Origin of the sequence: Cutibacterium nasicola (assembly GCF_051303185.1) — a bacterium.
Classification (GTDB): domain Bacteria; phylum Actinomycetota; class Actinomycetes; order Propionibacteriales; family Propionibacteriaceae; genus Cutibacterium.
In genome coordinates this window covers 1-26,098 of sequence record NZ_JBPPGE010000005.1, presented here as the reverse complement: position 1 = coordinate 26,098, position 26,098 = coordinate 1, and the positions used below count along the sequence as shown (strand labels likewise).

The following is a 26,098-nucleotide window of genomic DNA, read 5'->3' as shown; positions in this document are numbered from 1 at the left end:
TCGTCAATCCCAGGACCGCTAATCAGTCCGGGGCATGTATTCATGGTACCGAGCCACCCAAGTCTGACCAGCAGTGTGAGTTGCGAGGGTGTTCTCGGGTCACGAACACGGATTGTTCATGAGCCCTGAACGAGGCTGTGGGAAAAGCTGAGAACTGGGTTACGTGAGCGAGTGTGGCTCCTCGTCGCGTGCGCGCGTTCCCCACACGTGTGGGGAACGCAGCCTTTGTCAGGGAGCAGGTCAGATCACGCTCACTTGTTGTGGGCGTCAATCCAGTCGACAGCGGTCTTGATGACCTGGTCCTTGGTGGGCTCGTTGAAGAGCTCGTGCATGAGGCCATGCCACTGGATGATCTTCTTGTCCTTCGAATTGATGGCGTTGTACCAGTTCACGTCGAAGTAGCTGGGGACGAGGCCGTCGTTCTCGCCGTGCATGATGAGGGTCGGGGCGTCGAACTCATGGGCATTCATGATGTTGTACATCTGGCCGACACCGAGCTGCTCGACCAGACCCAGACGCATGTAGTGGTTGTACAGCGGGTCACGCTGCCAGTGGTCGATGCGGACCTGGGGATCGGAACACAGACCATAGGCCGGGTAACCAGGGAGGATGACGTTGGCAGACACCGGACCAGATGGCATCCGAATGCTCTTGGGATCCTTGACGGCAGCCCTGGCAAGACGACCGTTGAATGCTGTCAGACGAGACATCGGGAGAACTTGGCTGATCTGCGGGAGAGCATGACGGGCGAAGAAGTTGAGGTTGTCAGGGGTCACGGTGGTGACGCCCTCGGTGTTCGGTCCGTCAACGCTGGCGAACGTACCGCCACCGGAGGAGACGATGCCGTCGACAGTGCCCGGGTACATGATTCCGTAGGACTGAACGGCGATACCGCCCATCGAGTGGCCGAGGAGGAAGACCTTCTTGTCGGCGTTCTCCTTGTGTGCGGTCTGGACGACCTGGTGGATGTCGGACTCGATGTTCCACCAGTCGTCGAATTGGCCGCGCGGGATCGCGTTGTTGACGTACGGGGCGGCGCTACGACCGTGACCACGGTTGTCGAAACGGTAGACGCTGTAGCCGGCGTTGGTGAGACTCTTGGTCAGGTACTCGTAGTTGGAGGAATTCTCCATGAGACCGTGGACCAGGACGACGGCACCCTTGGCGTTCGGGACGATGTCCTTGCGGTGGAAGAGCTTGGTCCCAAGCTTGTCAGTGGTCTTGAAGTAGCCGGTCTCCTTCTTCACCTGGTCGGTTGCCGGAGCAGCGGCGGCAGGCTGGGAGCCTCCTTCAGGTACAGCCATGGCCGGGGTCGCCATGGTCGCGCCGGTCACCGCCATGGTGCCGGCGATCGCCAGTGCGCTGAGTTTGCGTGGGAATGACATCAAGATGCTCCTTTGCGTCGTGTGTGCCCGTCTCATCCCTGAGTGACGGCCACCTCGGATGTCCAGGACGATATGAGTCGAAGAGTCGATGAGTGGGCTGAACGACAGAATTGGTCGTTCGTGCACAGGCGACAATTCAGCTGAAGAAATTTGTCCACTTCCATGCCAGGATGGCTGAAATGAACCCGTCATGTGTGTCCGCGGCGAGAAATGTCACAGAGCACGTCAGAATTGGCCTCATGGCACCAGCGCCGGAACTGGCTACGAAGAAACCCCGCCTGACACGCTCAATCAGACGGGGTTTGTTGTGTCCGAGAGAGGACTTGAACCTCCACAGCCTTAATCGGCCACTAGCACCTCAAGCTAGCGCGTCTACCAATTCCGCCACCCGGACTCGGGTTTCTGGCTCGTCGCTTCTACTCCGAGCCGGACAGTCACGAGATTCTAGTCGAAGCTTGCACCGCAATGCAAATCGGCGTCCATCGAGTGTCCCGAGTGACGCTGCAGACCCCTGGCGGTGGCACAATCGCGACATGTCAGATCTCTTCAGCATGCCTCTCGAAGGCCTTGTCGACGGGCCGAACAGTCCGCAAGCCGAGGTGGTCGACATCTGCTCGCGCATGATTCAGATCGACTCGCAGAACTTTGGTCCACAAGACGCTCGTGGCGAGGTCGACATGTGTCGCTACGTCTCCGGGCTCCTGGAAGAGATCGGGGTAGACGTCTCGATCTACGAATCCGAGCCCAGCCGAGCCACCCTGGTTGCTGAGTGGGCACCCGAAGGCACCGACATGAGTCGTCCCGCCTTGTTGCTTCACGGCCACAGCGACACCGTGCCCTTCGAAGCCGAGGACTGGGCCCATCACCCGTTGTCCGGCGAGGTTCACGACAACTGCATGTGGGGCAGGGGAGCCATCGACATGAAAGGTTTCCTCGCGATGGTGCTCTCAGCCATCCGAGCCCGTCATCGTCGCGGTGAGGTGCCGTCGCGTCCGATTCGCATCATCATGTTCGCTGACGAGGAGGCATCCGGCACTCTCGGATCCACCTGGCTGGGTGCCAACCATCCGGAGATCTTCGACGGCGTCACCGAGGCCATCAGCGAGGTGGGTGGGTTCTCCCTGACGACCCCTGGGGGCACGCGGGTCTACGTCGTCCAGTCAGCCGAGAAGGGCCTGTGGTGGTTCCGAATGAGTGCCACCGGCAGCGCCGGCCACGGCTCCATGCGCAACCCGGACAACGCGGTCAGCCACTTGTTGGAAGCTCTGTCGCGCATTGATTCCCATCAGTGGCCCGACCTGGGCCACCCCGTGCAGGAGGAGTTCCTGGCCAAGGTTTCCCAGATGTGGGGTCTGACGATCGACCGGGACGACCTTGAGTCGTGCCTCGCACCGATTGGGCCGCTGTCCCGCATGGTTGCCGCGTGCTGCTCCCACAACGTCACTGCGACGGTGCTGTCGGCCGGGTACAAGGTCAACGTCGTGCCGACTCGGGCCAGCGCCGAGATTGACGCCCGCTTCATTCCCGGGTCTGAGGAGGAGATGATCTCGACGATCAAGTCCTTGGCTGGTCCCGGGATCGATATCGAGACGATTTCCCTCAAACCAGCAGCGGAAGCGCCCTTTGAGGGGGCAGCCGTCAATGCCATCCGTCATGCCATTGACGCTGAGGATTCGGGAGCGATCGTGCTGCCGTATCTCAATTCAGCAGGCACCGACGCGAAGGGGTTTGCCGTTCTCCCGAACGGCCGTCGCATCAACTGCTACGGCTGCACCCCGCTGCGACTTCCCGCTGATTTTGACTTCATCAGTCTGTTCCACGGCGTCGACGAGAGAGTCCCAGTGGCCTCCCTCGTATTCGGTGCCAAAGTCGTCGATCACATTTTGCAGGAGGCCTGACGATGAGCCACGAAACGCACGACATTGCAACCCTGATCCTCGACGGTCAGGAGTACTCCCTTCCTGTCATCACCGGCACCACCGGCGACCGGGTCATCGACATCTCTGATCTTCGCCGGATGACCGGCGGCGTGACAACCTTCGACCCTGCCTTCGCCAATACCGCATCCTGCCGGTCTGCCATCTCCTGGATTGACGGCGAGGATGGTGTGCTCACCTATCGAGGACTCCCCATCGAGACCTTTGCCGAGCAGAAGGTCTCCTTCGTGGAGACGGCTTGGCTGCTCATTTTCGGCGAGTTGCCGACCGAGGCGCAGCGTGACGACTTTCGGAATCGGCTGACCGAGTATTCCGCGCTGCACCGGTCGATGGATCTTCACTTCAATGCCTTCCCTCCCAACGGCCACCCCATGGCGATCATGTCGTCAATGATCAATGCGATGAGCACCCATGACCGCCCGCGCATCACGGACGAGAACTCCTTCACCGACGCCGCTGCCAAACTGATGTCCAAGGTGAGGACGATCGCGGCGGCCTCGTACAAGGCGTCGATCGGGGAACCGGCGATCTACCCGCGCTACGACCTCAAGTACGTCGAAAACTTCATGCACATGATGTTCTCCCTGCCGTACCGCGACTACGAGCCTGACCCGATTGCCGCCAGGGCCCTCAACCTCTTCCTCGTCCTCCATGCCGATCACGGCCAGAACTGTTCGACTTCGACGGTCCGGATGGTGGGGTCATCCGGTGCCAACCTCTTCACGTCGTGCTCGGCTGGTGTCTGTGCCCTCTGGGGAGACCGCCATGGGGGTGCCAACGTCAACGCGGTGCGGGCTCTGCAGCGCATCCATGACTCCGGCCTTTCCCCGCGTCAGTATCTGGCCAAGGCCAAGGACTCGGGGGAGAGGATTTCCGGCTTCGGGCACCGCGTCTACCGCAACTGGGATCCCAGGGCAAGGATCTTCCGCGGTGCTGTCGGTCCGTTGCTCGAGACGATGCACAAGCCCGACCCACTGCTCGACGTCGCCATGGAGCTCGAGGACGCCGTGCTGGCCGACGACTACTTCGTCGAGCGCAGGCTCTACCCGAACGTGGACTTCTACTCCGGAATTGTGCTGAGGGCTCTTGGCATCCCGCTCAACATGTTCACCGTCATGTTCGCCATTGGCCGGATGGCCGGCTGGATTGCGCACTGGAAGGAGGTCGCCGAGGATCCGACGACGAGAATTTCCAGGCCGCGTGAACTCTACGACGGTCCGGTTTCGACGCCGTGGATGCCTCGCGCCGAACGTTGAGACCGGGACGGCCCTCAGGACTCCTCGCGGGCCAAGTTCGGCCCGCCCGTGATGTCGTCGAGGGCCGCGCTGATCTCCGGGGGCAGCACGATGTCATCGGCACCCAGTAGTTCCTCGAGCTGCGCCGTCGTTCGCGGTCCGACGAGGGCCGACGAAACGACGGGGGCGTCGCGCACCCAGGTCAGAGCAATCTGCGCGGCCGTCGCTCCTAGCCCGTCGGCCGCCTTCGAGATGGCGTTGACGACAGCTCGGGATTTGGGCGTCAGATAGGGCTGCACGAACCACGAGAGACGGTCGGAACCGCCACGAGAATCCTTGGGAGTGCCGTTGCGGTAACGACCAGCCAGCACGCCACGACCCAAGGACGACCACGCCAGCAGGCCCATGCCGTGATGCTGGGCGGAGGGGACGACCTCGATCTCGGCGCGACGAGCCAGCAGGGAGTACTCGACCTGGTTGCTCACCAGCGGAGTGCGAGCTCCTGTCGCTCGCTGCCAGGTGGCCGCCGTTGCCGACTGCCAGCCGACGAAATTGGAGACGCCGACGTAGCGGGCCATGCCTGAACGCACAGCGTGGTCGAGGGCAGCGCAGGTCTCCTCGATGGGGGCATCTCCCCAGGCATGCACCTGCCACAGGTCGACGTGGTCGGTGTGGAGGCGACGTAGGGATCCCTCCAGATCGCGCAACAGAGCGGTTCGGGAGGTGTCGACGACCCGTTTCTTCCCCTCGGCGACGAATCCAGCCTTCGTGGCGATGACGAGGTCGTCTCGGCTGATGTCGGTGTGAATGAGCTTGCCAATGAGCTGTTCGGCGAAGCCACCACCATATGCAGGGGCGGTGTCGACGAGGTTGCCACCGGCGTCGACGAAACGGCGCACCATGGAGCGAGCCTCACGAGTGTCGGTGTGACCTCCCCAGGTCAGGGAGCCCAGACCAATGGCAGACACCTTGAGGCCGCTGGCCCCGACGGTTTTCATGCGCATGTGCGTCCTCCTCGCTCAGATCACCCTAACGGAGCACCCTCAAGCCGGCCTTGAGGCAAGACGCCAGGACCAGGCGCAATACAGCGACGCCGTGGCACGACTTCTGCTCATTCGACACGGGCGTACTGAGGCCAATGCGAAGGGAGTCCTCGCTGGCCGTTCGAGCCATCCCCTCGACGAGGTCGGTACTCGCGACGCGGGGGCGCTGGCTTCCCAACTGACGGACGTGACACCTGGCCTCGTCGTGACCTCCCCCGTTGATCCTGAGCAGCGAGTCGGATTGGTGCATGGTGGTCGACAATCCACCCGAGGCCACCATCTCGGCGATGATGCCCAGCGAGACAGGTTCCGTCCTGTGCTCCTGCCAAGGGTTGGGTGGCTAGGGTGGAGGCATGACTCGTCGCACCTTCCGATTCGAACGGCCCGATCGGGTCGTGGTCGGCACCGTCGGTCGCCCAGGAGCACGGGTCTTTCACCTTCAGGTTCGGGAAGGCTCCCGCCTGGTGACGGTGCGGTGCGAGAAGGCTCAGATCAGCCAGCTTGCGCTTCAGATGGACAGGATTCTGGACGGCTTGGCTGCCCATGCCGCCGACGTCCTCGTCCCGCCGACGATCCACACCCCTGACGATCTCGCCCCGCTGGACTCACCTCTTGACGAGGAATTCACAGTAGGTGCCATGGCGATGGCCTTCGATGACCCGAGCAAGCGCGTCGAAATCGAGATGTATGCCGCCAGCGATGACGAGTTGATGATCAACGACCCAGCAATGCTGTTGACCACACTTCCTGAGTCGGCACTGGACTCCCTTGAAATCTTCATGACGACCTCCCAGGCTCGCCAATTCGTCGCTCGATGCAATGTCGTCGTGGCGTCGGGACGCCAATACTGCCCGTATTGTTCCCAGCAGATCCTTTCTGGTGGGGGCCATCTGTGCCCTCGGTCAAATGGCTATCGCACATCGTTGGTGTGGTGAGCTCGACGAATCCCTGGGACCTGCCACAAGCACCTCGGCCTCGCGCACCGTGGCGAATCGACGCTGCCCTGCCCGATTCCAGTGATGGTGCGCTTCGAGTGCGCGATGCGGACGACAGGCTGTGGGTGTACAAACCGGTTTCCCATGAGCGTCGTTTTCATGGCTTTCCTGCCGGGACCCTTGCTGGACGTGAGGTTTCGTCCTACCGGCTGTCCCAGCTCATGGGTGTTGGGCTGGTGCCGTTGACCGTCTTCATCGAGGACGGCCCACGAGGGGCTGGTTCGATACAGCGATGGATTGACGACGACCGGGAGAATCCGTTGGTGGTTGCCGACGTCACCGAACGTCTCCCGGGACACTGGCACGGATTGTCGCTGGGGATTGACGAGGACGGTCGCGAGATCGGGCTCGCTCATTCCCCGCATCCGGCTCTGCGTGCCCTGGCCCTCTTTGACGCAGTCGCCAACAACACCGACCGCAAGGGCGGTCACGTCCTGCTCGGGCCCGACCCCGATCTGAGTGGAATGCCTCACGTCTGGGCAGTGGACAACGCCCTGACCTTTGACACCGATCTCAGGTTGCGCACGGTGCTGTGGGCCTGGGTAAGCCGATGTTGTGGCGCGAGGTCATCGGGAATCTGTTCGGACTGGCATCGGCCCTCGGCGGCGCCCGTCGTCGAGTCTGGGCCTGGCCGGTTGGCATTGTCGGGAACGTCACCCTGTTCACGGTCTTCCTGGGTGGGGTGTTCCACACTCCTCAGGACCTCAACTTGTGGGGCCAAGCTGGTCGGCAGATCTTCTTCCTCGCGACCAGCGCCTATGGCTGGGTCGTGTGGGCTGCCACCCGACGCAACAATGGAGCCTCCCAGGTGGCCGTTCATCCCCGGTGGGCCACTCGTCGGGAACGCATCCTCAGCCCGGCGTCCGCTCTCGTCGGGCTCATCATCTTCTACGTCGTCCTTGAGGCCCTCGGCTCATGGGGTCCATTGTCGGATTCCTGGATCCTCACTGGATCGATCCTTGCCACGTGGGGCATGGCGCGTGGATGGAACGAGTTCTGGTTCGTGTGGATCGCCGTGGATGTTGTCGGCGTCCCGTTGCTTGCGACCGCGCAGTACTACCCGAGTGCGCTGATGTACGTGTTTTACGGAGCGTTCTGCTTCTACGGCTTCCTGACGTGGTGGCGAGCTCAACACGCAGGAGGGGCTGCGAACTGATCGGACGCTCGGCCCGGTGGCGTGCAAGGTCCGTCACGTGGTCCCAGGCATGGTCATGGCACCGCAGTCGGTAGCCTGACCACTGTGAGCAAGACATTCGAGGAACTCTTCGCCGAGCTGTCCACCAAGGCACAGACCCGCCCCGCGGGATCGGGAACCGTTGAGGAGCTCGACCGCGGAGTGCATGCCATCGGCAAGAAGATTGTGGAGGAAGCCTCTGAGGTCTGGATGGCCGCTGAGTACGAGGGCAACGCAAGGCTGGCCGTGGAGATCAGTCAGGAGATTTATCACCTGCAGGTCATGATGATCAAGCAGGGGTTGACCCTTGATGACGTCTACAAGCATCTGTGAATTTCCCCAGGTCGGGTTGTGCCTGGCCAGTCATCGTCATGTCCCCCGCTTTCTCAATCTCCTGAGGAGAATTCATGTCAGACCTGCTGCGCATTGCAGTGCCGAACAAGGGTGCCCTGTCGGACGCGGCGTCCTCCCTGCTGACTGAGTCCGGTTACCGTCAGCGTTCTGATCGCAAGGACCTCACCCTGATCGACGAAGCCAACGGGGTGGAGTTCTTTTACCTGCGGCCGCGTGACATTGCGGTGTACGTCGGTGAGGGCACTCTCGACATCGGTATCACCGGTCGCGACCTGCTACTGGATTCCGGAGCCGACGCCGCTGAGATCAAGGGTCTCGGATTTGGTCACTCCCGGTTCCGTTTCGCGGCACCCAAGGGTTCCGGCAACACCGTGGAGGGTCTGGCCGGTAAGCGCATCGCGACGTCGTATCCGGGCCTGCTCGGATCATTCCTGACGAAGCGAGGTATCGACGCTCACCTGATCCACTTGGATGGTGCCGTCGAGTCCTCGATCCGACTCGGGGTGGCTGACGCCATCGCCGACGTCGTCGAGACGGGAACCACCCTGCGCAAAGCTGGCCTCGAGCTCTTCGGAGACGTCATCCTGGAGTCCGAAGCCGTCCTCATCCAGCGGCGCGATTTCACCGGTGGCACGACCTTTGACCATTTCATGCGACGCATTGACGGTGTCCAGGTGGCCCGTAGCTACGTCATGGTCGAGTACGACGTGCCAGCCGAAGCCCTCGGCGCCGTCACCGAGCTGACTCCGGGCCTGGAGGCCCCGACGGTCTCGCCGCTGTCGAAGAACGGCTGGTATGCCGTGCGCGCCATGGTCCCTCGCGAGGCCGTGCAGGGGCTCATGGACGAGCTGTGGGACGCCGGTGCCCGCGCCATCCTGTCGACGGAGCTGTCTGCCTGTCGACTGTGATCGCCACGGTGCCCCCACCGTCACTGAAGAATGCCGTGGACCCCGGTTCGGAGCCCACGGCATTGCTGTGTGTTTTTTTGGGGGGAAGGATCATTCGATCCCGCGCTTGCGCAGAATGTCCTCGAGCTCGGCGTCCTCGTCCTTCTCCGTGGCCGAGATCTTGGAGGACCTGGCCGTCGGCTCGGAAGAGCTTGAGCTCGGCGTCCTAACCGGAGCGGTGGCAGGTGTCTTCGGGGCATCAACGGGTAGCGAGCTCGTTTCGGATGCCGGTCGCGACCCCTGAGGGGCACTTTGCGGGGAAGCAGAACCTTGGGACTTCGGCGAGACCGACGTGGCGCGGGCCTGCTTGCGTGCGGCGTGATCCTGACGACGCTGACGTCCGGTCTCGCGGTCAACCGGGGGCATGAAACCGGCGATGAACCAGGTCACCAGGCCAATGGCGATGGCGATGACGCCGATCCAGATGGCCGGTGTCATGGCAGCACCGGCGAACCAGTCCACGACGAGGCGGATCGCTCGGACCAACAAACGCATCAGTCCTGTCAGGACCAGACCGATCGGAATGAGGGCCAGACCCAGTCCGCGCAGCAGAGCTCGGGAGGAGCGGCGAGAAAACCACCCTGACAGGGCTCGCAACAGTGGAAGGACGACCAGGACAATAGTGACGACGGCAACGACGGTCGTTTCGCTCATCCCTCAACTGTGTCACACGGCGGCGACATAGAGGACGAGGCCGGTGAGACCGGTGCGATCACACTCACCAATGAGCAGGGGAAGTACCGTCCTGGTCGCCTTCACCGGAACCGACTCCTTGACGCCATGAGACCGCCGGACCGGTTCCTGGCCAGCTCCCGGATCTGGCCGCCACCGTCACCGAGGTCCCGGCTGACGCCCTCCTCATTGACGTCGCGGGTCCGGTTCCACTCGTCTCGGGGCCAGACATCCTCGACTCGATCGAGCATGGCGGAAACTCATGACGTTCGAGGACGGCTGGGGTCGGTGTGCAGCGAGGACCTTTCCGGACGGGGAGGTCGGGTTTTGTGGAGTTGACTCGGAGGATGGCTCTCGATTTGGGGTGATGACTCCTGATGCCGTACCATCTTCAGAGCGATCAGTACAGAACTGGTCACGTGGAAGAGGGGGCCTGACCTCCCACCTGGGCGGATTTCGTCCGCCGGGTTCTCAACAACGATCCTCAGGGTCTCTTCCCCCCGAGGGTTGGGTAGGGTGCTCATGCACCCGCATGAGTCAGGCTTTCGCATTTCCGCGAGAGCCTTTTCCTGTACCCGGATCGCGGAGACGTGGACACGTCTCCATGCTGAACAGACATCCGGGAGGAACCCATCAGTACTGAACCCCGCATCAACGAGCGGATCCGCGTTCCCGAGGTGCGCCTGGTTGGCCCCAATGGCGAACAGGTCGGCATCGTCAGGGTCGAGCAGGCCCTGCAGCTCGCCCGCGAGCAAGACCTCGACCTCGTCGAGGTGGCTCCCCAGGCCCGTCCCCCTGTCGTCAAGCTCATGGACTACGGCAAGTTCAAGTACGAGGCGGCCCAGAAGGCCCGGGAGTCGCGACGCAACCAGGCGAACTCCATCATCAAGGAGATGAAGCTTCGGCCCAAGATTGACGACCACGACTACGAGACCAAGAAGGGCCATGTCCTGCGGTTCCTCAAGGCCGGTGACAAGGTCAAGATCACGATCATGTTCCGTGGCCGTGAGCAGTCTCGTCCGGAGCTTGGCGTCAACCTGTTGCGTCGCCTTGCTGACGATCTGACTGAGTACGCGACCGTCGAGTCCCCTCCCAAGCAGGAAGGGCGCAACATGCTCATGATCCTCGCCCCGACTCGTAAGAAGAACGAGGCCAAGGCGAATCAGAAGGCTGAGCGTGACCGCCGAGCCGCTGAGCGCGCCGAGGCTGCTGAGGCTGACAAGGCCTACGAGGCTGCCCAACGCGCTGCTGCCGGCACCGCCAAGAAGAAAAAGAAAAAGGGCCCCGCCGACAACATGGACCCTGACATCGACCTCTGAGCACTGCTCAGAACCAGGCGATCCGGTCTTCGCCGGTGAGCCAGCCCGGGACCTTTCCTCCGGTTCGCGGGACGACACACATGAACGAATGGAGCTATCCATGCCCAAGATGAAGAGCCACTCAGGAACGAAGAAGCGTTTCAAGGTGACCGGCTCGGGCAAGGTCACCGCTCGTAAGGCCGGCAAGCGTCACCTCAACGAGCACAAGTCCTCGCGCGTCACCCGCCGTCTGACCGGCGAGACCGTGCTGCCCAAGGGACAGGCCGCCAAGGTCAAGAAGCTGCTCGCGGGCCACCCCGGCCGCTGACGACAGCCGGCGTCGCCACTGACGACGTCTTCAAGTCCGCTGGGCGTCAGACGCCCCGAACCGATCCGGGACTGACCCGGGAAAACCAAGGAGAATCACCATGGCACGCGTGAAGCGTTCTGTGAATGCCAAGAAGAAGCGTCGCGAGGTCCTCGACCGGGCCTCCGGTTACCGCGGACAGCGTTCCCGTCTGTACCGCAAGGCCAAGGAGCAGACCCTCCATTCAGCCACGTACTCGTTTCGTGATCGTCGCGCCAAGAAGGGCGACTTTCGCTCGCTGTGGATCCAGCGCATCAATGCTGCTTCCCGCGCCCAGGGGATGACCTACAACCGTTTCATCAATGGTCTGAAGAACGCCGGCATTGAGGTCGACCGCAAGATGCTCGCTGAGCTGGCCGTCTCCGACATTGACGCCTTCAACAGCCTCGTCGAGATCGCCAAGGCCAACCAGCCGCAGAACGCTGCCGCCTGACGTGAGCATGACCGGTGGGCCGAACGCAGCGACCCATTCGAGATGCGATCCCATCTCGAATGGGTCGCTGCGTTCGGCCCGTCGGCTGTCCTCGCGGCGCGGACGTGAGGAATCCGGACTCTTCCTCGTCGAAGGCGCTCAGGCGGTACGTGAGGCACTGGCGTGGCCTGGCAAGGTGAATCTGCTGGCCACTTCGGATCCGGTGCGTGATGCCGAGCACGTCGACGCCGCGGAACGTCGTGGAATCAGGGTGGCGCTACTGACTGACGAGGACGTCAGTGCCTTGTCCGACACCGTCACCAGTCAGGGAGTCTTCGCCGTGTGCCGACAGGTCACCCGCCACGAGCTGCCCGACAGGCAGGTGCGTCTGGCCGTCATCTGCGCGCAGGTTCGAGACCCGGGTAACGCCGGAACGGTCATCCGCTGCGCCGATGCCTTCGGTGCCGAGTGCGTGATCCTGACCCGCGGATCGGTGGACCCGCACAATCCCAAGACGGTCCGTTCCTCGGTGGGATCGATCTTCCACCTGCCCGTCATCGTCGGCGTTGACCTTGCCGACGCCGTGGAGTGGGCTCGCAGCCACCAGATGGCAGTGCTCGCCGCCGACGGGGGAGGCCACAGTCTCGACGTCGTCGCCAGATCCGGACGCCTCAAGACGCCCATCGCCTGGCTGATGGGCAACGAGGCGTGGGGACTGCCAGAGGCAGACCGAGCCCTGGCTGACGAGGTCGTCGGGGTTCCGATGTGGGGATCCGCTGAGTCTCTCAATCTCTCCACCGCAGCTGCCGTCGTGCTGTACGCGACAGCGAGTGAACAGCGCGCCTGATTACCGAGAAGCGGCCATCAACCACTGACGGCGTCGGTCACCACTAGACTCGGGGTGATCGACGCCAGTCGCACACTTGCGCCCCGGAGAGGGGCGCTTTTCCAACGTCAACCCATCAGGGGGAAGGCCCATGAGTGGCCCCAACACGAATTATGACCCGGTCCAGGTGAGCACCTTGGACGCTGACCAGGTCGAGGCCCGGGTGGCCGAGGCACTGGAGGCGATCGCCGGGGTGTCCACCACTGCTGAGCTCAAGCAGGTGCGCATCGCCCACACCGGTGACAAGTCCCCGCTGGCCTTGGCCAACCGCGAGATCGGAGCTCTGCCTCCGGCCGCCCGCAAGGACGCCGGAAAGCGGATCGGTCAGGCCCGTGGCCGTGTCAACCAGGCTCTCAAGGCTCGCCAGGAGGAGCTCGCGGAGGCCGAGCTGGAAGCTCGTCTCGAGGACGAGACCACTGACGTCACCTTGCCGGTCGTCACCTCGCCGCAGGGGGCCCCGCACCCGATCACAGCTCTCATCGACGACGTCTGCGACGTCTTCACCGCCATGGGTTGGCAGATCGCTGAAGGTCCGGAGGCCGAGTCCGAGTGGTTCAATTTCGATGCCTTGAACCTTGGTAGCGACCATCCCGCTCGCGCCCTGCAGGACACCCTGTGGCTTGACCCGGTCAGTGATGGCAAGTGCATGCGTACCGCCACCAGCCCGGTGCAGATTCACACCCTGCTTACACAGCAGCCGCCGGTGCGCATCATCAGCCCTGGCAAGGTCTTCCGTGCCGACGAGTACGACGCCACTCACCTGCCGGTCTTCCATCAGGTCGAGGGCCTGTGTGTTGACAAGGGCATCACGATGGGTCATCTCAAGGGCACCGTCGACGCCTTCGCCCGCGCGATGTTCGGCGACGTGCGCACCCGGTTCCGTCCGCACTATTTCCCGTTCACCGAGCCCAGTGCCGAGGTCGACCTGGAGTGCTTCGTGTGTCACGGTGCGTCGGTCGGCAATCCCGACCGCCCGTGTCGTACCTGCCGCTCCGAGGGCTGGATCGAGTGGGGTGGCTGCGGCATCGTCAACCCGCGTGTGCTCATCGCCTGCGGAATTGACACCGACGTCTACTCCGGGTTCGCCTTCGGAATGGGCATTGATCGCACGGTGATGTTCCGCAACAACGCCCCTGACCTGCGCGACTTCGTCGAGGGTGACGTTCGATTCAGCCGCTCACTCAGGGGAGGAGCACGATGAAGGTTCCCATGTCATGGCTGCAGGCCATGGTCAACCTGCCTGACGGCACCACCACCGAGCAGGTGGCTCAGGCTCTCACCGACCACACTGCCACCGTCGAGAAGGTCGAGGTGGTCGGCGGCGAGCTGACCGGCCCGATCGTCATCGGTCGCATCCTGTCGTCGATTCCCGAGCCGCAGAAGAACGGCAAGACCATCAACTGGTGCCGAGTTGACGTCGGTCCCCGATACAACGCCGAAGGGCACCCCAACAATGTGCAGGAGGGTGTCGAGGGACGCGGCATCATCTGCGGTGCTCCCAACGCAGTTGAAGGCGCCTGGGTGGTCGTCTCCCTGCCCGGGGCCGTGCTCCCCGGTGGATTCGCGATCAGCGCCCGTAAGACCTACGGCCACATGTCCGACGGCATGCTCTGCGCTGCTGACGAGCTGGGCATTGGTGTCGATCACTCTGGGATCATTACCCTGCCGCCCTCCGTCGAGGGACACCAGCTGGTTCCCGGCGAGGATGCCCTGCCAATTCTCGGGGTTCCCGAGGAGGTCCTTGACGTCGACGTGACCCCCGACATCGGTTACTGCATGTCGGTTCGTGGTATCGCCCGTGAGGTGGCCCACGCCATGTCCGTGCACTTCCCGGATCGCTACGACGAGGAGCCGATCGGTCCGGTTGACGGTCCGGTTGGAGTGGACATTCAGTCGGATGCCTGCAGCCAGTTCGTCGCCCTGCCGGTGACCGGTCTGGATCCGCACGCTCAGACCCCACGATTCATCGCTGATCGCATCACCCGGGCGGGAATGCGTCCCATCAGCCTGACTGTTGACGTCACCAATTACGTCATGTTGGAGTCTGGTCAGCCGCTGCACGCCTACGATGCCGACAAGGTGAGCGGGACGATTGTCGTCCGCAAGGCTCACGAGGGTGAGCACCTGGTCACCCTCGACGACACCGAGCGCATCCTTGGTACCGACGACTTGGTGATCGCCGATGACTCGGGTGCCATCGGCCTGGCCGGTGTCATGGGTGGGGCCGCCACCGAGATGACCGCCGAGTCGACCTCGATCATTCTTGAGGGTGCCCACTTCGATCCCATGACGGTGGCTCGGGCGTACCGACGCCACAAGCTGGGGTCCGAGGCCTCGCGTCGCTTCGAGCGCGGCGTCGATCCAGTGTGCGCCCACACCGCTGCGGTTCGTGCCGCCGAGCTGCTGGCCCATTACGCAGGTGCGACCATCGGCGAGCCGACTGTCGTCGGTGCGGTCCCAGACATGCCTCACCAGACCATCAGCGCTGAGTTGCCGAGCCGCATCCTCGGCACGAAGGTGTCCACCGAGGAGGTCATCGAGATCCTCACCCGTTCGGGTGTCAAGGTGACCGCCCTGGGTAATTCCCTCAGCCTCGTCCCGCCGACGTGGCGTCCGGACCTGGTTGATGCATACGACTACGTCGAGGAGATCGGTCGCAAGATCGGTTTCGACCGCATCGAGCCGATCCTTCCTCCCGGCCTGGGCACCGCTGGCCTGACGAAGGCTCAGCAAGGTCGTCGTCGCGTGGTGCGTTCGGTCGTCGAGGCCGGATTCGTCGAGCTCATCACCTTGCCCTTCATCGGTGACAAGGACCTCAAAACCCTCGGGATCAGCGATGATGATCCGCGGCATGCGACGGTCAGGCTCGCCAACCCTCTCGACGACACCCACCCGTATCTGCGGACCAGCCTGCTGCCGGGGCTTTTCCACGCCGTGACGACGAACATGGCGCGGTCCCAGGAGGACCTCGCGGTCTTCGAGAGCGGTGTGGTTTTCCGCGCTGTGACCCCGGCCAAGGCTCCCCGTCCAGGTGTCGACGAGCGTCCCTGCGACGAGGTCCTCGCCGAGATCGACGCAGCCCTGCCCGCTCAGCTGCGCATGCTGGCTGCGGTGATCTGTGGCAACTGGTTGCCGGATCGGTGGGACGGCGAGCCCGTCAAGACTGATTGGCGTCATGCGGTTCTGGTCGCTCAGAAGGCCGCTGACGCCCTCGGCGTCACCCTGGAGCGCAAGGCCGACCGTCAGGCCCCTTGGCATCCGGGCCGGTGTGCCGTCCTCATCGTGGACGGCAAGGTGATCGGCCATGCAGGTGAGCTTCACCCGACCGTGGTGTCGGATGCCGGTCTGCCGCAGCGTTCCTGCGCTGTTGAGCTCAACCTTGACGCCCTCGTTGCTGCGGCTCCCCATGGTGGCCAGGTCAAGCCCATCTCGAGTTTTCCGGTGGCCAAGGAGGACGTCGCCCTCGTCGTTGACGAGTCCGTCGCCAGCGAGGATGTCCGTCGGGCTGTCGCTGAGGGGGCTGGATCCTTGTTGGAGTCCGTCGAGCTGTTCGACGTCTACCAAGGTGAGCAGGTCGGCGAGGGACACAAGTCGCTCGCCTTCAACCTTCGTCTGCGTGCTGCCGATCGGACTCTCACTGATGCCGAGGCGGCCGAGGCTCGCGACGCTGCGGTGGCTCGCGCCGAGGACGCCTGCGGGGCTGAGCTGAGGTCCTGACACCTACCGATACATGCCACGAGGGGTCGACATGATGTCGACCCCTCGTGCAATGTGTTCAGGCTTGCGCTGACGGCATCAGGCGTTTGCCGGAACCGCACTGCCGATACCACGGTGACGGATCGGAACCGCGTTGATGGGCAGGTCGGCTGACTGGGACGAATCGACGGTGGTGTGGACCACGGGCTGCCCGTCGGCTCCCTCAGGGACGAAGCCGCCGTCCTGAATCATCTGCAGGTCGGCAGCGCCGGCAGCGCCCTCACTGGTGAGGTAGTCGCCCAGAAAGATGGAGTTGACGACCTCGAGCGCCAGCGGCTGCATGGTACGGATGTGCTGCTCACGTCCGGCAGCAGCCCGCACCTCGGCGTCCGGATGGACGAAGCGGACCATGGCGAGACGCTTGAGGCACCACTGCGGGGTGATGTGCTGAGCGCCACCTGCCAGAGGCGTTCCCTCGAAGGGGAGCAGGAAGTTCACGGGCACCGAGTCGACCCCACGCTCACGCAGGTCGAAGATGACGTCGACGAATTCCTCGTCGGTCTCGCCCATACCAGCGATGACGCCCGAGCAGGGGGAGAGACCATTGCGCTTGAGGACCTCGACGGTGTCCATGCGGTCCTCGTAGGAATGGGTGGTGCAGATCTCTCCATAATGGGAGCGAGCGGTGTTGGCGTTGTGGTTGTAGGCGTCGGCACCGGCGTCCTTGATGGAGGCTGCCTTCTCATCGTCCACGAAGCCCAGACAGACGCAGACCTCGACGTCGGGGTGGTCTGCCTTGAGGGAGCGCACCATGCTGTTGACGTGCTCGACGTCACGGTTGGAGGGACCATGGCCGGAGGCCACCATGCAGACGCGACGAGCGCCGCCGGCGATACCGGCTTCGACTGCCTCGTGCACCTTCTCGGGGTCGGCCCAGGAGTACTTCATGATCTCGGCACGGGAGCCTAGGCGCTGCGAGCAGTACGAGCAGTCTTCGGGGCACAGGCCCGACTTGAGGTTGACCAGGTAGTTGAGGCGCACTCGGTTGTCGAAGAAATGGCGACGAACCTTTCCGGCAGCGGCGATGAGTGACATGAGCTCGTCATTATTGCTGCGAAGGATCTCGAGGGCCTCCTCCCGGGTGATCGACTCCCCCCTCAGGCCGCGTTCGGTCATGTCGGCTAGATTCAACAATGCTCTGGTCCTTCCGAGACTGGAGACGTCCTGAACACCGTTCAGGATTGAACGGGGTTCAATGTAGTCCATGAGGTTCGGCCGAAGTGGGCCACCCCCGGAAACATGTCATCGAAAAAGTGTCATCGAGTTCAGGGAGTCACCGTGAGCCTGACCAAGGCGGACGTCGTTCGGGCAGGGGTTGAGATCCTCGACACCTATGGCCTTGGCGACCTGTCCATGCGTCGCCTCGCACAACGTCTCGGCGTGAAGGCTGGTGCGCTGTACTGGCACGTTGCCAACAAGCAAAGCCTTCTGGCGGCGGTGAGCGATGAGATTTTGTCCGTGGATGCGGGGCCGACGTCCATTCCGGTTGCAGAGGCTGGCCTCGCTGAGGGGGTTGACGAATGGGCGAGGTGCTTCCGGAGGACGCTGCTTGCTCACTGTGACGGAGCAGAATTGGTCGCCTCGACCATTTCAGTGGGGCTGGGGGCCGTCGATCCCACTGTGACATTGCGAGAATTCCTGGCGGCTCATGGCTTCGATGATGATCGCGCTGGGGGAATCTGTCGTGCCATCGTCCATCTCGTCCTTGGCCACACCATGGAGGAGCAGACGCGCACCCAGTTGCACGACCTGGGCGTCATGGCAGAGGTCGATCTCGCCCGGCAAGAGGCGGATTTCGACCTCGCGCTGCGGATCTTCATTGCAGGCATGGAGAGCGTTCTGTGAATCGTAGGTGGACGCTGGCCGCTGAATTAGTGCATACTTATGTGAGTTACTGAATGTTCTATAGCCACTCCGATGGGGTGCGATCAAGGGGGGTCCATGAGCGAGGGGCACTCGGCGCCGACCTCGCGGGCAGCGCGGCACGCCCGCATCCGCGCCCTGATTCAGGGGGGAGGGATTTCCTCCCAAGCTGAGTTGGGCGAGATCCTGGCTTCCGAAGGCTTCGTTGCCTCTCAAGGCACCCTCTCCCGCGACCTCGTCGAGATCGGAGCCGTCCGGGGGCGTGATCACGCTGGAAACCCGTGCTATTCGATTCCCGAGGGAGAGCACCCCTCGGATGTGACGACGGGCTCGCCGGCGTGGGTCAAGTTGGCACGAATGACCAAGGAGTTGTGCACCGGAGTACGAAACAATGAGTACCTCGTGGTGCTCAAGACCCCACCGGGTGCTGCTCAGTACTACGGATCTGCCATCGACAAGGCGGGCCTGGACATCATCCTGGGGACGATCGCGGGGGATGACACCATCGCCTTGATGTGTGCCACAGGTGTTGATGCCGGAGAGTTGGCGGACGCCTTCTCCCAGATGGCCGTCACGGGTGTGCCTGCTGAGATCCTCTCACGTCCGGTGTGTGACTGTGAGTGAACCGCGGAGGACGGTTCGGTCGGTATACTGACGCCGAGTTGACCCCCACATGGGGTCTTGGTGAAAGGAAGATGACGTGTCGGATCTGTTGGACGACCTGGAGTGGAGAGGGCTTGTTGCCGATTCCACCGATCGTGAGGCATTGGAGGCCCACCTCGCCCAAGGACCCGTCACCTTCTATGTTGGCTTCGATCCGACCGCCAAGAGCCTTCACATTGGTCACCTCGTCCAGTTGATGCTGGTGCGAGCCCTGCAGGAACGCGGACACAAGCCGTTGCTCCTCGTCGGTGGGGCAACGGGTCTCATTGGTGATCCAAAGATGACTGGCGAGCGTCAGATGAATGACCGCGCGCTGGTCGCCGAGTGGGTTGAGTCCATCAAGGAACAGGTGAGCAAGTACGTCGACACCGAGGGGCCGAACGCCGCTCGGATCGTCAACAACTACGACTGGACGGTCGAGTACACCGCTCTGGACTTCCTGCGTGACGTTGGCAAGCACTTCTCGGTCAACCGGATGCTGGCCCGGGACGTCGTTGCCCGACGTCTGGAGAGCGGTATTTCGTACACCGAGTTCAGCTACGTCCTGTTGCAGTCACTGGACTTCTACGAGTTGCACAAGCGTTACGGCTGCAGTCTCCAGACCGGTGCCCAGGACCAATGGGGAAACATTGCTGCGGGTGCGGAGTTCGTTCGCAAGACGACCGGTGACACTGTGCACGGCCTGGTGACCCCGCTGTTGACCAAGGCCGATGGCACCAAGTACGGCAAGACCGAGTCCGGGACGGTTTGGGTCGATCCGGAATTGACGAGCGCCTACGCCTTCCACCAGTTCTTCCTCAATGCGGAGGACGCGAAGGTCATCGAGTACCTCAAGATCTTCAGTTCGCGTTCTCGTGAGGAGATCGAGGACTTGGCTCGTAAGACCAAGGAGGAGCCGTGGCGTCGTGCTGCTCAGCACTGCTTGGCCGACGACCTCACTGATCTTGTCCATGGAGTGGAGCAGCGTAAGGCTGCCGAGGCTGCTGCTCAGGCCATCTTCGGACGGGGTGAGTTGCGTGACCTCGACGAGACGACGGTGATGTCCTTGGCTGACGAGCTTGGCGCTGCTCATCATGAGGGTGGGGAGTACCCGACGATCATTGACGCCATGGTTGCGGCAGGGGTCGTCGATACGAAGTCTGCTGGTAAACGAGCCGTCATCGAGGGCGGCGCTTACCTCAACAACGTCAAGGTGTCTGACCCTGATCAGCGTCTGAGTGACGATGACTTCCTATGTGGTCGAGTGGCGTTGGTGCGCCGTGGTAAGAAGACGGTGGGTGCGTTGACCCGCTGAGCACCTCCATGTCGGATCCGTCCGGGGATCACCGTGTCTGCGGTGGTCCCCCGGACGGTTGTATTTACCCACCAAACGCAACCGTGACGCGGCCGGACGGTGGGGCGGTTCGAGTCCTGAATCAGCCCGATTTGCGTTGAGGGTGTGGTTGTGGCAGTGTTGTTTCTCGGCCCGGCGCCCGGTGGGTGTGGGCTGGTGGGAGTGCTGGTGATTCTGTTGTGGGATTGCTGGGGCATGAGTTGACGGTTGTTTGATGAGTGTTTAAGCTTCTGCGGGTTCCCTTGTTGGAGGGGGCTGGGAATGACTGGATGGTTTTCTTGATGGTGATTTCCCTGGTGAATTCCTGGATTTGACATTCAGGGTTGATCTGGTAAGGTTGATTGGGTTGCTGCCTTTAGGGGTGGTGAGCTGATTGTGGCTGGTTCTGCTGGTTGGTCTCGGTTTTGTGTGTCGGGGCTTGGTGTGGTAGGGTTGGTCGGGTCGCCTTGGGGTGGTCCTGCTTGTTGGTGGGGTTGTTCTGTGGGTGTGATGTTTGAGAACTCAACAGTGTGTCTTTGATAGTCAATGATTTTTTGATGCATCTTTTTGGTGTGTCGGATTTGTTTATGGATTCCTTTGTGATTCTGGACATGGACTGGATTTTTTGGTCAGTGTTTGGGGTTAGTGTTTTGGATTCTTCATGTTGACACCGTTGCCCTGTGCCTGTGTGGTGTGGGGTGGGTGATATTTTTTCATTGGAGAGTTTGATCCTGGCTCAGGACGAACGCTGGCGGCGTGCTTAACACATGCAAGTCGTACGGAAAGGCCTCTTTTTGGGGTACTCGAGTGGCGAACGGGTGAGTAACACGTGAGTAACCTGCCCACAACTTTGGGATAACGCTGGGAAACTGGTGCTAATACTGGATATGTGCTCCTGCTGCATGGTGGGGGTTGGAAAGCTTCGGTGGTTGTGGATGGGCTCGCGGCCTATCAGTTTGTTGGTGGGGTAGTGGCCTACCAAGGCGGTGACGGGTAGCCGGCCTGAGAGGGTGACCGGCCACATTGGGACTGAGATACGGCCCAGACTCCTACGGGAGGCAGCAGTGGGGAATATTGCACAATGGGCGCAAGCCTGATGCAGCAACGCCGCGTGCGGGATGACGGCCTTCGGGTTGTAAACCGCTTTCAGCAGGGACGAAGCTTGTGTGACGGTACCTGTAGAAGAAGCACCGGCTAACTACGTGCCAGCAGCCGCGGTGATACGTAGGGTGCGAGCGTTGTCCGGATTTATTGGGCGTAAAGGGCTCGTAGGTGGTTGATCGCGTCGGAAGTGGAAACTTGGGGCTTAACCCTGAGCGTGCTTTCGATACGGGTTGACTTGAGGAAGGTAGGGGAGAATGGAATTCCTGGTGGAGCGGTGGAATGCGCAGATATCAGGAGGAACACCAGTGGCGAAGGCGGTTCTCTGGACCTTTCCTGACGCTGAGGAGCGAAAGCGTGGGGAGCGAACAGGCTTAGATACCCTGGTAGTCCACGCTGTAAACGGTGGGTACTAGGTGTGGGGTCCATTCCACGGATTCCGTGCCGTAGCTAACGCATTAAGTACCCCGCCTGGGGAGTACGGCCGCAAGGCTAAAACTCAAAGGAATTGACGGGGCCCCGCACAAGCGGCGGAGCATGCGGATTAATTCGATGCAACGCGAAGAACCTTACCTGGGTTTGACATGGACTGGGAGTGCTCAGAGATGGGTGCGCCTCCTTGTGGGGCTGGTTCACAGGTGGTGCATGGCTGTCGTCAGCTCGTGTCGTGAGATGTTGGGTTAAGTCCCGCAACGAGCGCAACCCTCGTTCACTGTTGCCAGCACGTTATGGTGGGGACTCAGTGGAGACCGCCGGGGTCAACTCGGAGGAAGGTGGGGATGACGTCAAGTCATCATGCCCCTTATGTCCAGGGCTTCACGCATGCTACAATGGCCGGTACAAAGAGTTGCGAGCCTGTGAGGGTGAGCGGATCTCGGAAAGCCGGTCTCAGTTCGGATTGGGGTCTGCAACTCGACCTCATGAAGTCGGAGTCGCTAGTAATCGCAGATCAGCAACGCTGCGGTGAATACGTTCCCGGGGCTTGTACACACCGCCCGTCAAGTCATGAAAGTCGGTAACACCCGAAGCCGGTGGCCTAACACGTTGTGTGGGGGAGTCGTCGAAGGTGGGACTGGTGATTAGGACTAAGTCGTAACAAGGTAGCCGTACCGGAAGGTGCGGCTGGATCACCTCCTTTCTAAGGAGCGTTTTGTAAGGGCTCATTCAGTGCGTCTCGTGTGGGGCGTTGGTGGATGGGTTGGCTTCTTGTGGAGTATTGGCGTCCTGTGTGTTGTGGCAGGGTCTTAGGCATGCTGTTGGGGTTCTGGGGTATCACACTGTGTGTGGTGGCCTGGTGCGGTGATGCTGCGTCTGCTGTGTGGTGGGTGTGGTGTTGATTCGTGTGGTGGTTGAGAACTGTATAGTGGATGCGAGCATCTTATTATTTTTGTGTTTTGTGTTGTGTAAGTTGTGTAGTGCGATCGGTGGATGCCTTGGCACCAAGAGCCGATGAAGGACGTTGTAACCTGCGATAAGCCCTGGGGAGTTGGTAAACGAGCTGTGATCCGGGGGTGTCCGAATGGGGAAACCTGGAATGTCCGGAGTAGTGTCCGGTGGCCCTGCCCTGAATGTATAGGGGTGTGGGAGGTAACGCGGGGAAGTGAAACATCTTAGTACCCGTAGGAAGAGAAAACAATTGTGATTCCGTGAGTAGTGGCGAGCGAAAGCGGAGGAGGCCAAACCGTGTGTGTGTTCAAGCCGGCAGGTGTTGCATGTGCGGGGTTGTGGGGGCCTTTGGGTTCTGCTGCCGCAGGATCGGCCAGTGATAAATGTTGCGTGAAGGTGAAGCGTCTGGGAAGGCGTACCGGAGTGGGTGAGAGTCCCGTAACTGTAAGCGTGGCACTGGTGAGGGTTGCCCCAAGTAGCGTGGAACTCGTGGAATTTTGCGTGAATCTGGCGGGACCACTCGTCAAGCCTAAATACTCCTTGGTGACCGATAGTGGATGAGTACCGTGAGGGAATGGTGAAAAGTACCCCGGGAGGGGAGTGAAATAGTACCTGAAACCGGTCGCATACAAGCCGTCAGAGCCTTGTGGGGTGATGGCGTGCCTTTTGAAGAATGAGCCTGCGAGTTAGTGATGCGTGGCGAGGTTAACCTGTGTGGGGGAGTCGTAGCGAAAGCGAGTCCGATAAGGGCGCTAGTCGCGTGTTCTAGACCCGAAGCGGTGTGATCTATCCATGGCCAGGATGAAGCGTCGGTAAGACGTCGTGGAGGTCCGAACCCACTTCAGTTGAAAATGGAGGGGATGAGTTGTGGATAGGGGTGAAAGGCCAATCAAACACCGTGATAGCTGGTTCTCCCCGAAATGCATTTAGGTGCAGCGTTGCGTGGTTCTTGTCGGAGGTAGAGCACTGGATGGTCTAGGGGGCCTATCAGCTTACCGAAATCAGCCAAACTCCGAATGCCGGCAAGTGTGAGCGTGGCAGTGAGACGGCGGGGGATAAGCTTCGTCGTCGAGAGGGAAACAGCCCAGATCATCAGCTAAGGCCCCTAAGTGGTGACTCAGTGGAAAAGGATGTGGAGTTGCGTAGACAGCCAGGAGGTTGGCTTGGAAGCAGCCATCCTTGAAAGAGTGCGTAATAGCTCACTGGTCAAGTGATTCCGCGCCGACAATGTAGCGGGGCTTAAGTTATCCGCCGAAGCTGTGGCAGACCCTGTGTGGGTTTGGGTAGGGGAGCGTCCTGTGTGAGGTGAAGCTGCCGGGTGACCGTGTGGTGGATTGTGCGGGAGTGAGAATGCAGGCATGAGTAGCGAATGACGGGTGGGAAACCCGTCCGCCGATTATCCAAGGGTTCCAGGGTCAAGTTAATCTGCCCTGGGTGAGTCGGGACCTAAGGCGAGGCCGACAGGCGTAGTCGATGGATAACCAGTTGATATTCTGGTACCGGCTTGTCACCGTTCGTGTCGAGGTGTGTGATGCTAAGCGTGCGAGCCTGCCATTGTGGCATCGTTGATGTTGTGGTGGTGTGGTGAGTGTGTGAACCGATCATGTAGTAGGCAAGCTGCGGAGGGACGCAGGGAGGTAGCTCATCCCCGGCGATGGTTGTCCGGGGCTAAATGTGTGGACCGTCTGGTAGGTAAATCCGCCGGGTGTGTGGTTGAGGCATGATGGCGAGCCCATGTGTGTGGGTGAGTGAGTGATCCTGTACTGTCGAGAAAAGCTTCGTGAGCGAGGTGGCTGGTCCGCCCGTACCCTAAACCGACACTGGTGGATAGGTAGAGTATACCGAGGCGATCGAGATCATCATGGTGAAGGAACTCGGCAAAATGCCCTCGTAACTTCGGGATAAGGGGGACCTGAGCTGTTGCTGCCACGTGCTGGTGGTTGCGGTGAGGGGCGCAGAGACCAGGGGGAAACGACTGTTTACCAAAAACACAGGTCCGTGCGAAGTCGTAAGACGATGTATACGGACTGACTCCTGCCCGGTGCTGGAAGGTTAAGGGGAACTGTTAGCGTGTGCGAAGCGGTGAACTTAAGCCCCAGTAAACGGCGGTGGTAACTATAACCATCCTAAGGTAGCGAAATTCCTTGTCGGGTAAGTTCCGACCTGCACGAATGGAGTAACGATTTCCCTACTGTCTCCACCATGAACTCGGTGAAATTGCATTACGAGTAAAGATGCTCGTTACGCGCAGCAGGACGGAAAGACCCCGGGACCTTTACTATAGTTTGGTATTGGTGATTGGGACGACTTGTGTAGGATAGGTGGGAGACTGTGAAGTGGCCACGCCAGTGGTTGTGGAGTCATTGTTGAAATACCACTCTGGTCGTTCTGGTTATCTCACTTTGGGCCGTGATCCGGTTCAGGGACAGTGCCTGATGGGTAGTTTGACTGGGGCGGTCGCCTCCTAAAAGGTAACGGAGGCGCCCAAAGGTTCCCTCATCCTGGTTGGTAATCAGGTGGTGAGTGTAAGTGCACAAGGGGGCTTGACTGTGAGACTGACAGGTCGAGCAGGGACGAAAGTCGGGACTAGTGATCTGACGGTGGCTTGTGGACGCGCCGTCACTCAACGGATAAAAGGTACCCCGGGGATAACAGGCTGATCTTGCCCGAGCGCTCATAGCGACGGCATGGTTTGGCACCTCGATGTCGGCTCGTCGCATCCTGGGGCTGGAGTCGGTCCCAAGGGTTGGGCTGTTCGCCCATTAAAGCGGCACGCGAGCTGGGTTCAGAACGTCGTGAGACAGTTCGGTCCCTATCCGCTGCGCGCGGAGGAATCTTGAGAAGGGCTGTCCTTAGTACGAGAGGACCGGGACGGACTGACCTCTGGTGTGCCAGTTGTTCTGCCAAGAGCATGGCTGGTTGGCTACGTCGGGTCGTGATAACCGCTGAAAGCATCTAAGCGGGAAGCATGCTTCAAGATGAGGGTTCCTACAGGTTTCTGGTAAGGTCTCCGGTAGACGACCGGGTTGATAGGCCAGGCGTGGACGCATCGTAAGGTGTGGAGCTGACTGGTACTAATAGACCGAGGACTTACACATTCTGTTTTGAGACGTCAAGAATGGTGTTGTGTCGCATCCACTGTACGGCTCCCAGCCCCCACGCGGGGTTGCGCCAAGCCTGACTGGCCCCATAGTTTTCCGGTGGTCATGGCGGAAGGGAAACACCCGGTCCCATACCGAACCCGGTAGTTAAGCCTTCCAGCGCTGATGGTACTGCATGAGGGATCATGTGGGAGAGTAAGACACTGCCGGA

General features: G+C 61.4%; 19 protein-coding genes, 1 tRNA gene, 3 rRNA genes and 2 pseudogenes. 20 read left to right on the top strand and 5 right to left on the bottom strand.

Features of this window, described 5'->3' with window-relative positions; translation table 11 throughout:
• Positions 1-251: 251 nt before the first annotated feature.
• Together ACSJJT_RS09070 and ACSJJT_RS09065 are read right to left on the bottom strand one after the other, a co-directional pair.
• Positions 252-1,385, bottom strand: coding sequence for an alpha/beta fold hydrolase (locus ACSJJT_RS09070; protein ID WP_435917997.1), 1,134 nt, complete (start codon positions 1,383-1,385; stop codon positions 252-254).
• A 308-nt stretch (positions 1,386-1,693) separates the two neighbouring features.
• Positions 1,694-1,779: transfer RNA gene (locus tag ACSJJT_RS09065), tRNA-Leu, on the bottom strand.
• Between the two features lie 139 nt (positions 1,780-1,918).
• Here ACSJJT_RS09065 and ACSJJT_RS09060 point away from each other — a divergent pair.
• Both ACSJJT_RS09060 and ACSJJT_RS09055 read left to right on the top strand, forming a co-directional pair.
• Positions 1,919-3,283, top strand: coding sequence for a M20/M25/M40 family metallo-hydrolase (locus tag ACSJJT_RS09060; protein ID WP_435917996.1), 1,365 nt, complete (start codon positions 1,919-1,921; stop codon positions 3,281-3,283).
• Between the two features lie 2 nt (positions 3,284-3,285).
• Positions 3,286-4,578 (top strand): citrate synthase, encoded by a 1,293-nt coding sequence (locus ACSJJT_RS09055; RefSeq protein WP_435917995.1) that lies wholly within the window; start codon positions 3,286-3,288, stop codon positions 4,576-4,578.
• A gap of 14 nt (positions 4,579-4,592) precedes the next feature.
• Here the strand turns inward: ACSJJT_RS09055 and ACSJJT_RS09050 are convergent, their stop codons facing one another.
• Positions 4,593-5,561, bottom strand: coding sequence for an aldo/keto reductase (locus ACSJJT_RS09050; RefSeq protein WP_435917994.1), 969 nt, complete (start codon positions 5,559-5,561; stop codon positions 4,593-4,595).
• On the opposite strand from ACSJJT_RS09050, the pseudogene ACSJJT_RS09045 reads away from it, so the two are divergent.
• From ACSJJT_RS09045 to hisG, 5 genes and pseudogenes are all read left to right on the top strand, one after another.
• Positions 5,515-5,808 (top strand): annotated as a pseudogene (locus ACSJJT_RS09045) (histidine phosphatase family protein); the annotation flags it as partial. The gene ACSJJT_RS09050 and the pseudogene ACSJJT_RS09045 sit on opposite strands and share 47 nt — an antisense overlap.
• Before the next feature lie 145 nt (positions 5,809-5,953).
• A complete protein-coding gene (locus ACSJJT_RS09040; RefSeq protein WP_435917993.1) occupies positions 5,954-6,535 on the top strand; it encodes a DUF3090 domain-containing protein in 582 nt (193 codons plus the stop codon).
• A gap of 610 nt (positions 6,536-7,145) precedes the next feature.
• Entirely contained in the window at positions 7,146-7,751 is a 606-nt protein-coding gene (pnuC, locus tag ACSJJT_RS09035) for a nicotinamide riboside transporter PnuC (protein WP_435917992.1), read from the top strand.
• Positions 7,752-7,835: 84 nt separating this feature from the next.
• Complete coding sequence (locus ACSJJT_RS09030; RefSeq protein ID WP_435917991.1) at positions 7,836-8,102, top strand: phosphoribosyl-ATP diphosphatase; 267 nt, start codon at positions 7,836-7,838, stop codon at positions 8,100-8,102.
• 74 nt (positions 8,103-8,176) lie between these two features.
• Positions 8,177-9,031, top strand: a complete 855-nt coding sequence (hisG, locus tag ACSJJT_RS09025; RefSeq protein ID WP_435917990.1) for an ATP phosphoribosyltransferase — start codon at positions 8,177-8,179, stop codon at positions 9,029-9,031.
• Between the two features lie 90 nt (positions 9,032-9,121).
• Here the strand turns inward: hisG and ACSJJT_RS09020 are convergent, their stop codons facing one another.
• On the bottom strand, positions 9,122-9,724 hold the full coding sequence (locus ACSJJT_RS09020; RefSeq protein WP_435917989.1) for a hypothetical protein: 603 nt from the start codon (positions 9,722-9,724) through the stop codon (positions 9,122-9,124).
• 33 nt (positions 9,725-9,757) lie between these two features.
• On the opposite strand from ACSJJT_RS09020, the pseudogene ACSJJT_RS09015 reads away from it, so the two are divergent.
• From ACSJJT_RS09015 to pheT, 7 genes and pseudogenes are all read left to right on the top strand, one after another.
• Positions 9,758-10,028, top strand: a pseudogene (locus ACSJJT_RS09015) (SseB family protein); the annotation flags it as partial.
• A 391-nt stretch (positions 10,029-10,419) separates the two neighbouring features.
• A complete protein-coding gene (gene infC, locus ACSJJT_RS09010; protein ID WP_435917988.1) occupies positions 10,420-11,061 on the top strand; it encodes a translation initiation factor IF-3 in 642 nt (213 codons plus the stop codon).
• Between the two features lie 100 nt (positions 11,062-11,161).
• Complete coding sequence (gene rpmI, locus ACSJJT_RS09005; RefSeq protein ID WP_435917987.1) at positions 11,162-11,368, top strand: 50S ribosomal protein L35; 207 nt, start codon at positions 11,162-11,164, stop codon at positions 11,366-11,368.
• Between the two features lie 100 nt (positions 11,369-11,468).
• On the top strand, positions 11,469-11,840 hold the full coding sequence (rplT, locus tag ACSJJT_RS09000) for a 50S ribosomal protein L20 (RefSeq protein WP_435917986.1): 372 nt from the start codon (positions 11,469-11,471) through the stop codon (positions 11,838-11,840).
• A gap of 1 nt (position 11,841) precedes the next feature.
• Complete coding sequence (locus ACSJJT_RS08995) at positions 11,842-12,666, top strand: TrmH family RNA methyltransferase (RefSeq protein WP_435917985.1); 825 nt, start codon at positions 11,842-11,844, stop codon at positions 12,664-12,666.
• Between the two features lie 130 nt (positions 12,667-12,796).
• Entirely contained in the window at positions 12,797-13,906 is a 1,110-nt protein-coding gene (gene pheS, locus ACSJJT_RS08990; protein ID WP_435917984.1) for a phenylalanine--tRNA ligase subunit alpha, read from the top strand.
• Positions 13,903-16,422, top strand: coding sequence for a phenylalanine--tRNA ligase subunit beta (gene pheT / locus ACSJJT_RS08985; RefSeq protein ID WP_435917983.1), 2,520 nt, complete (start codon positions 13,903-13,905; stop codon positions 16,420-16,422). Before pheS ends, pheT begins: the two co-directional genes overlap by 4 nt.
• Before the next feature lie 78 nt (positions 16,423-16,500).
• Here the strand turns inward: pheT and bioB are convergent, their stop codons facing one another.
• Positions 16,501-17,667, bottom strand: coding sequence for a biotin synthase BioB (bioB, locus tag ACSJJT_RS08980; RefSeq protein WP_435917982.1), 1,167 nt, complete (start codon positions 17,665-17,667; stop codon positions 16,501-16,503).
• Positions 17,668-17,739: 72 nt separating this feature from the next.
• On the opposite strand from bioB, the gene ACSJJT_RS08975 reads away from it, so the two are divergent.
• The 6 genes from ACSJJT_RS08975 to rrf all read left to right on the top strand — a co-directional run.
• Entirely contained in the window at positions 17,740-18,306 is a 567-nt protein-coding gene (locus ACSJJT_RS08975; protein ID WP_435917981.1) for a TetR/AcrR family transcriptional regulator C-terminal domain-containing protein, read from the top strand.
• A gap of 96 nt (positions 18,307-18,402) precedes the next feature.
• On the top strand, positions 18,403-18,948 hold the full coding sequence (locus tag ACSJJT_RS08970; RefSeq protein WP_435917980.1) for an arginine repressor: 546 nt from the start codon (positions 18,403-18,405) through the stop codon (positions 18,946-18,948).
• Between the two features lie 76 nt (positions 18,949-19,024).
• Entirely contained in the window at positions 19,025-20,281 is a 1,257-nt protein-coding gene (gene tyrS / locus ACSJJT_RS08965) for a tyrosine--tRNA ligase (protein ID WP_435917979.1), read from the top strand.
• Between the two features lie 731 nt (positions 20,282-21,012).
• A 16S ribosomal RNA gene (locus ACSJJT_RS08960) occupies positions 21,013-22,538 on the top strand.
• A 263-nt stretch (positions 22,539-22,801) separates the two neighbouring features.
• A 23S ribosomal RNA gene (locus ACSJJT_RS08955) occupies positions 22,802-25,884 on the top strand.
• Between the two features lie 98 nt (positions 25,885-25,982).
• Positions 25,983-26,098 (top strand): 5S ribosomal RNA (rrf, locus tag ACSJJT_RS08950); the annotation flags it as partial.

Excerpts from the sequence above, each read along its gene's own strand:
- ACSJJT_RS09050 (WP_435917994.1), bottom strand. The coding sequence starts at position 5,561 with ATGCGCATGAAAACCGTCGGGGCCAGCGGCCTCAAGGTGTCTGCCATT.
- pnuC (WP_435917992.1), top strand. The coding sequence starts at position 7,146 with ATGTTGTGGCGCGAGGTCATCGGGAATCTGTTCGGACTGGCATCGGCC.
- ACSJJT_RS09070 (WP_435917997.1), bottom strand. The coding sequence starts at position 1,385 with ATGTCATTCCCACGCAAACTCAGCGCACTGGCGATCGCCGGCACCATG.
- ACSJJT_RS09040 (WP_435917993.1), top strand. The coding sequence starts at position 5,954 with ATGACTCGTCGCACCTTCCGATTCGAACGGCCCGATCGGGTCGTGGTC.
- ACSJJT_RS09060 (WP_435917996.1), top strand. The coding sequence starts at position 1,919 with ATGTCAGATCTCTTCAGCATGCCTCTCGAAGGCCTTGTCGACGGGCCG.
- pheT (WP_435917983.1), top strand. The coding sequence starts at position 13,903 with ATGAAGGTTCCCATGTCATGGCTGCAGGCCATGGTCAACCTGCCTGAC.
- pheS (WP_435917984.1), top strand. The coding sequence starts at position 12,797 with ATGAGTGGCCCCAACACGAATTATGACCCGGTCCAGGTGAGCACCTTG.
- ACSJJT_RS08970 (WP_435917980.1), top strand. The coding sequence starts at position 18,403 with ATGAGCGAGGGGCACTCGGCGCCGACCTCGCGGGCAGCGCGGCACGCC.
- hisG (WP_435917990.1), top strand. The coding sequence starts at position 8,177 with ATGTCAGACCTGCTGCGCATTGCAGTGCCGAACAAGGGTGCCCTGTCG.
- bioB (WP_435917982.1), bottom strand. The coding sequence starts at position 17,667 with ATGGACTACATTGAACCCCGTTCAATCCTGAACGGTGTTCAGGACGTC.
- rplT (WP_435917986.1), top strand. The coding sequence starts at position 11,469 with ATGGCACGCGTGAAGCGTTCTGTGAATGCCAAGAAGAAGCGTCGCGAG.
- ACSJJT_RS09055 (WP_435917995.1), top strand. The coding sequence starts at position 3,286 with ATGAGCCACGAAACGCACGACATTGCAACCCTGATCCTCGACGGTCAG.
- rpmI (WP_435917987.1), top strand. The coding sequence starts at position 11,162 with ATGCCCAAGATGAAGAGCCACTCAGGAACGAAGAAGCGTTTCAAGGTG.
- ACSJJT_RS09020 (WP_435917989.1), bottom strand. The coding sequence starts at position 9,724 with ATGAGCGAAACGACCGTCGTTGCCGTCGTCACTATTGTCCTGGTCGTC.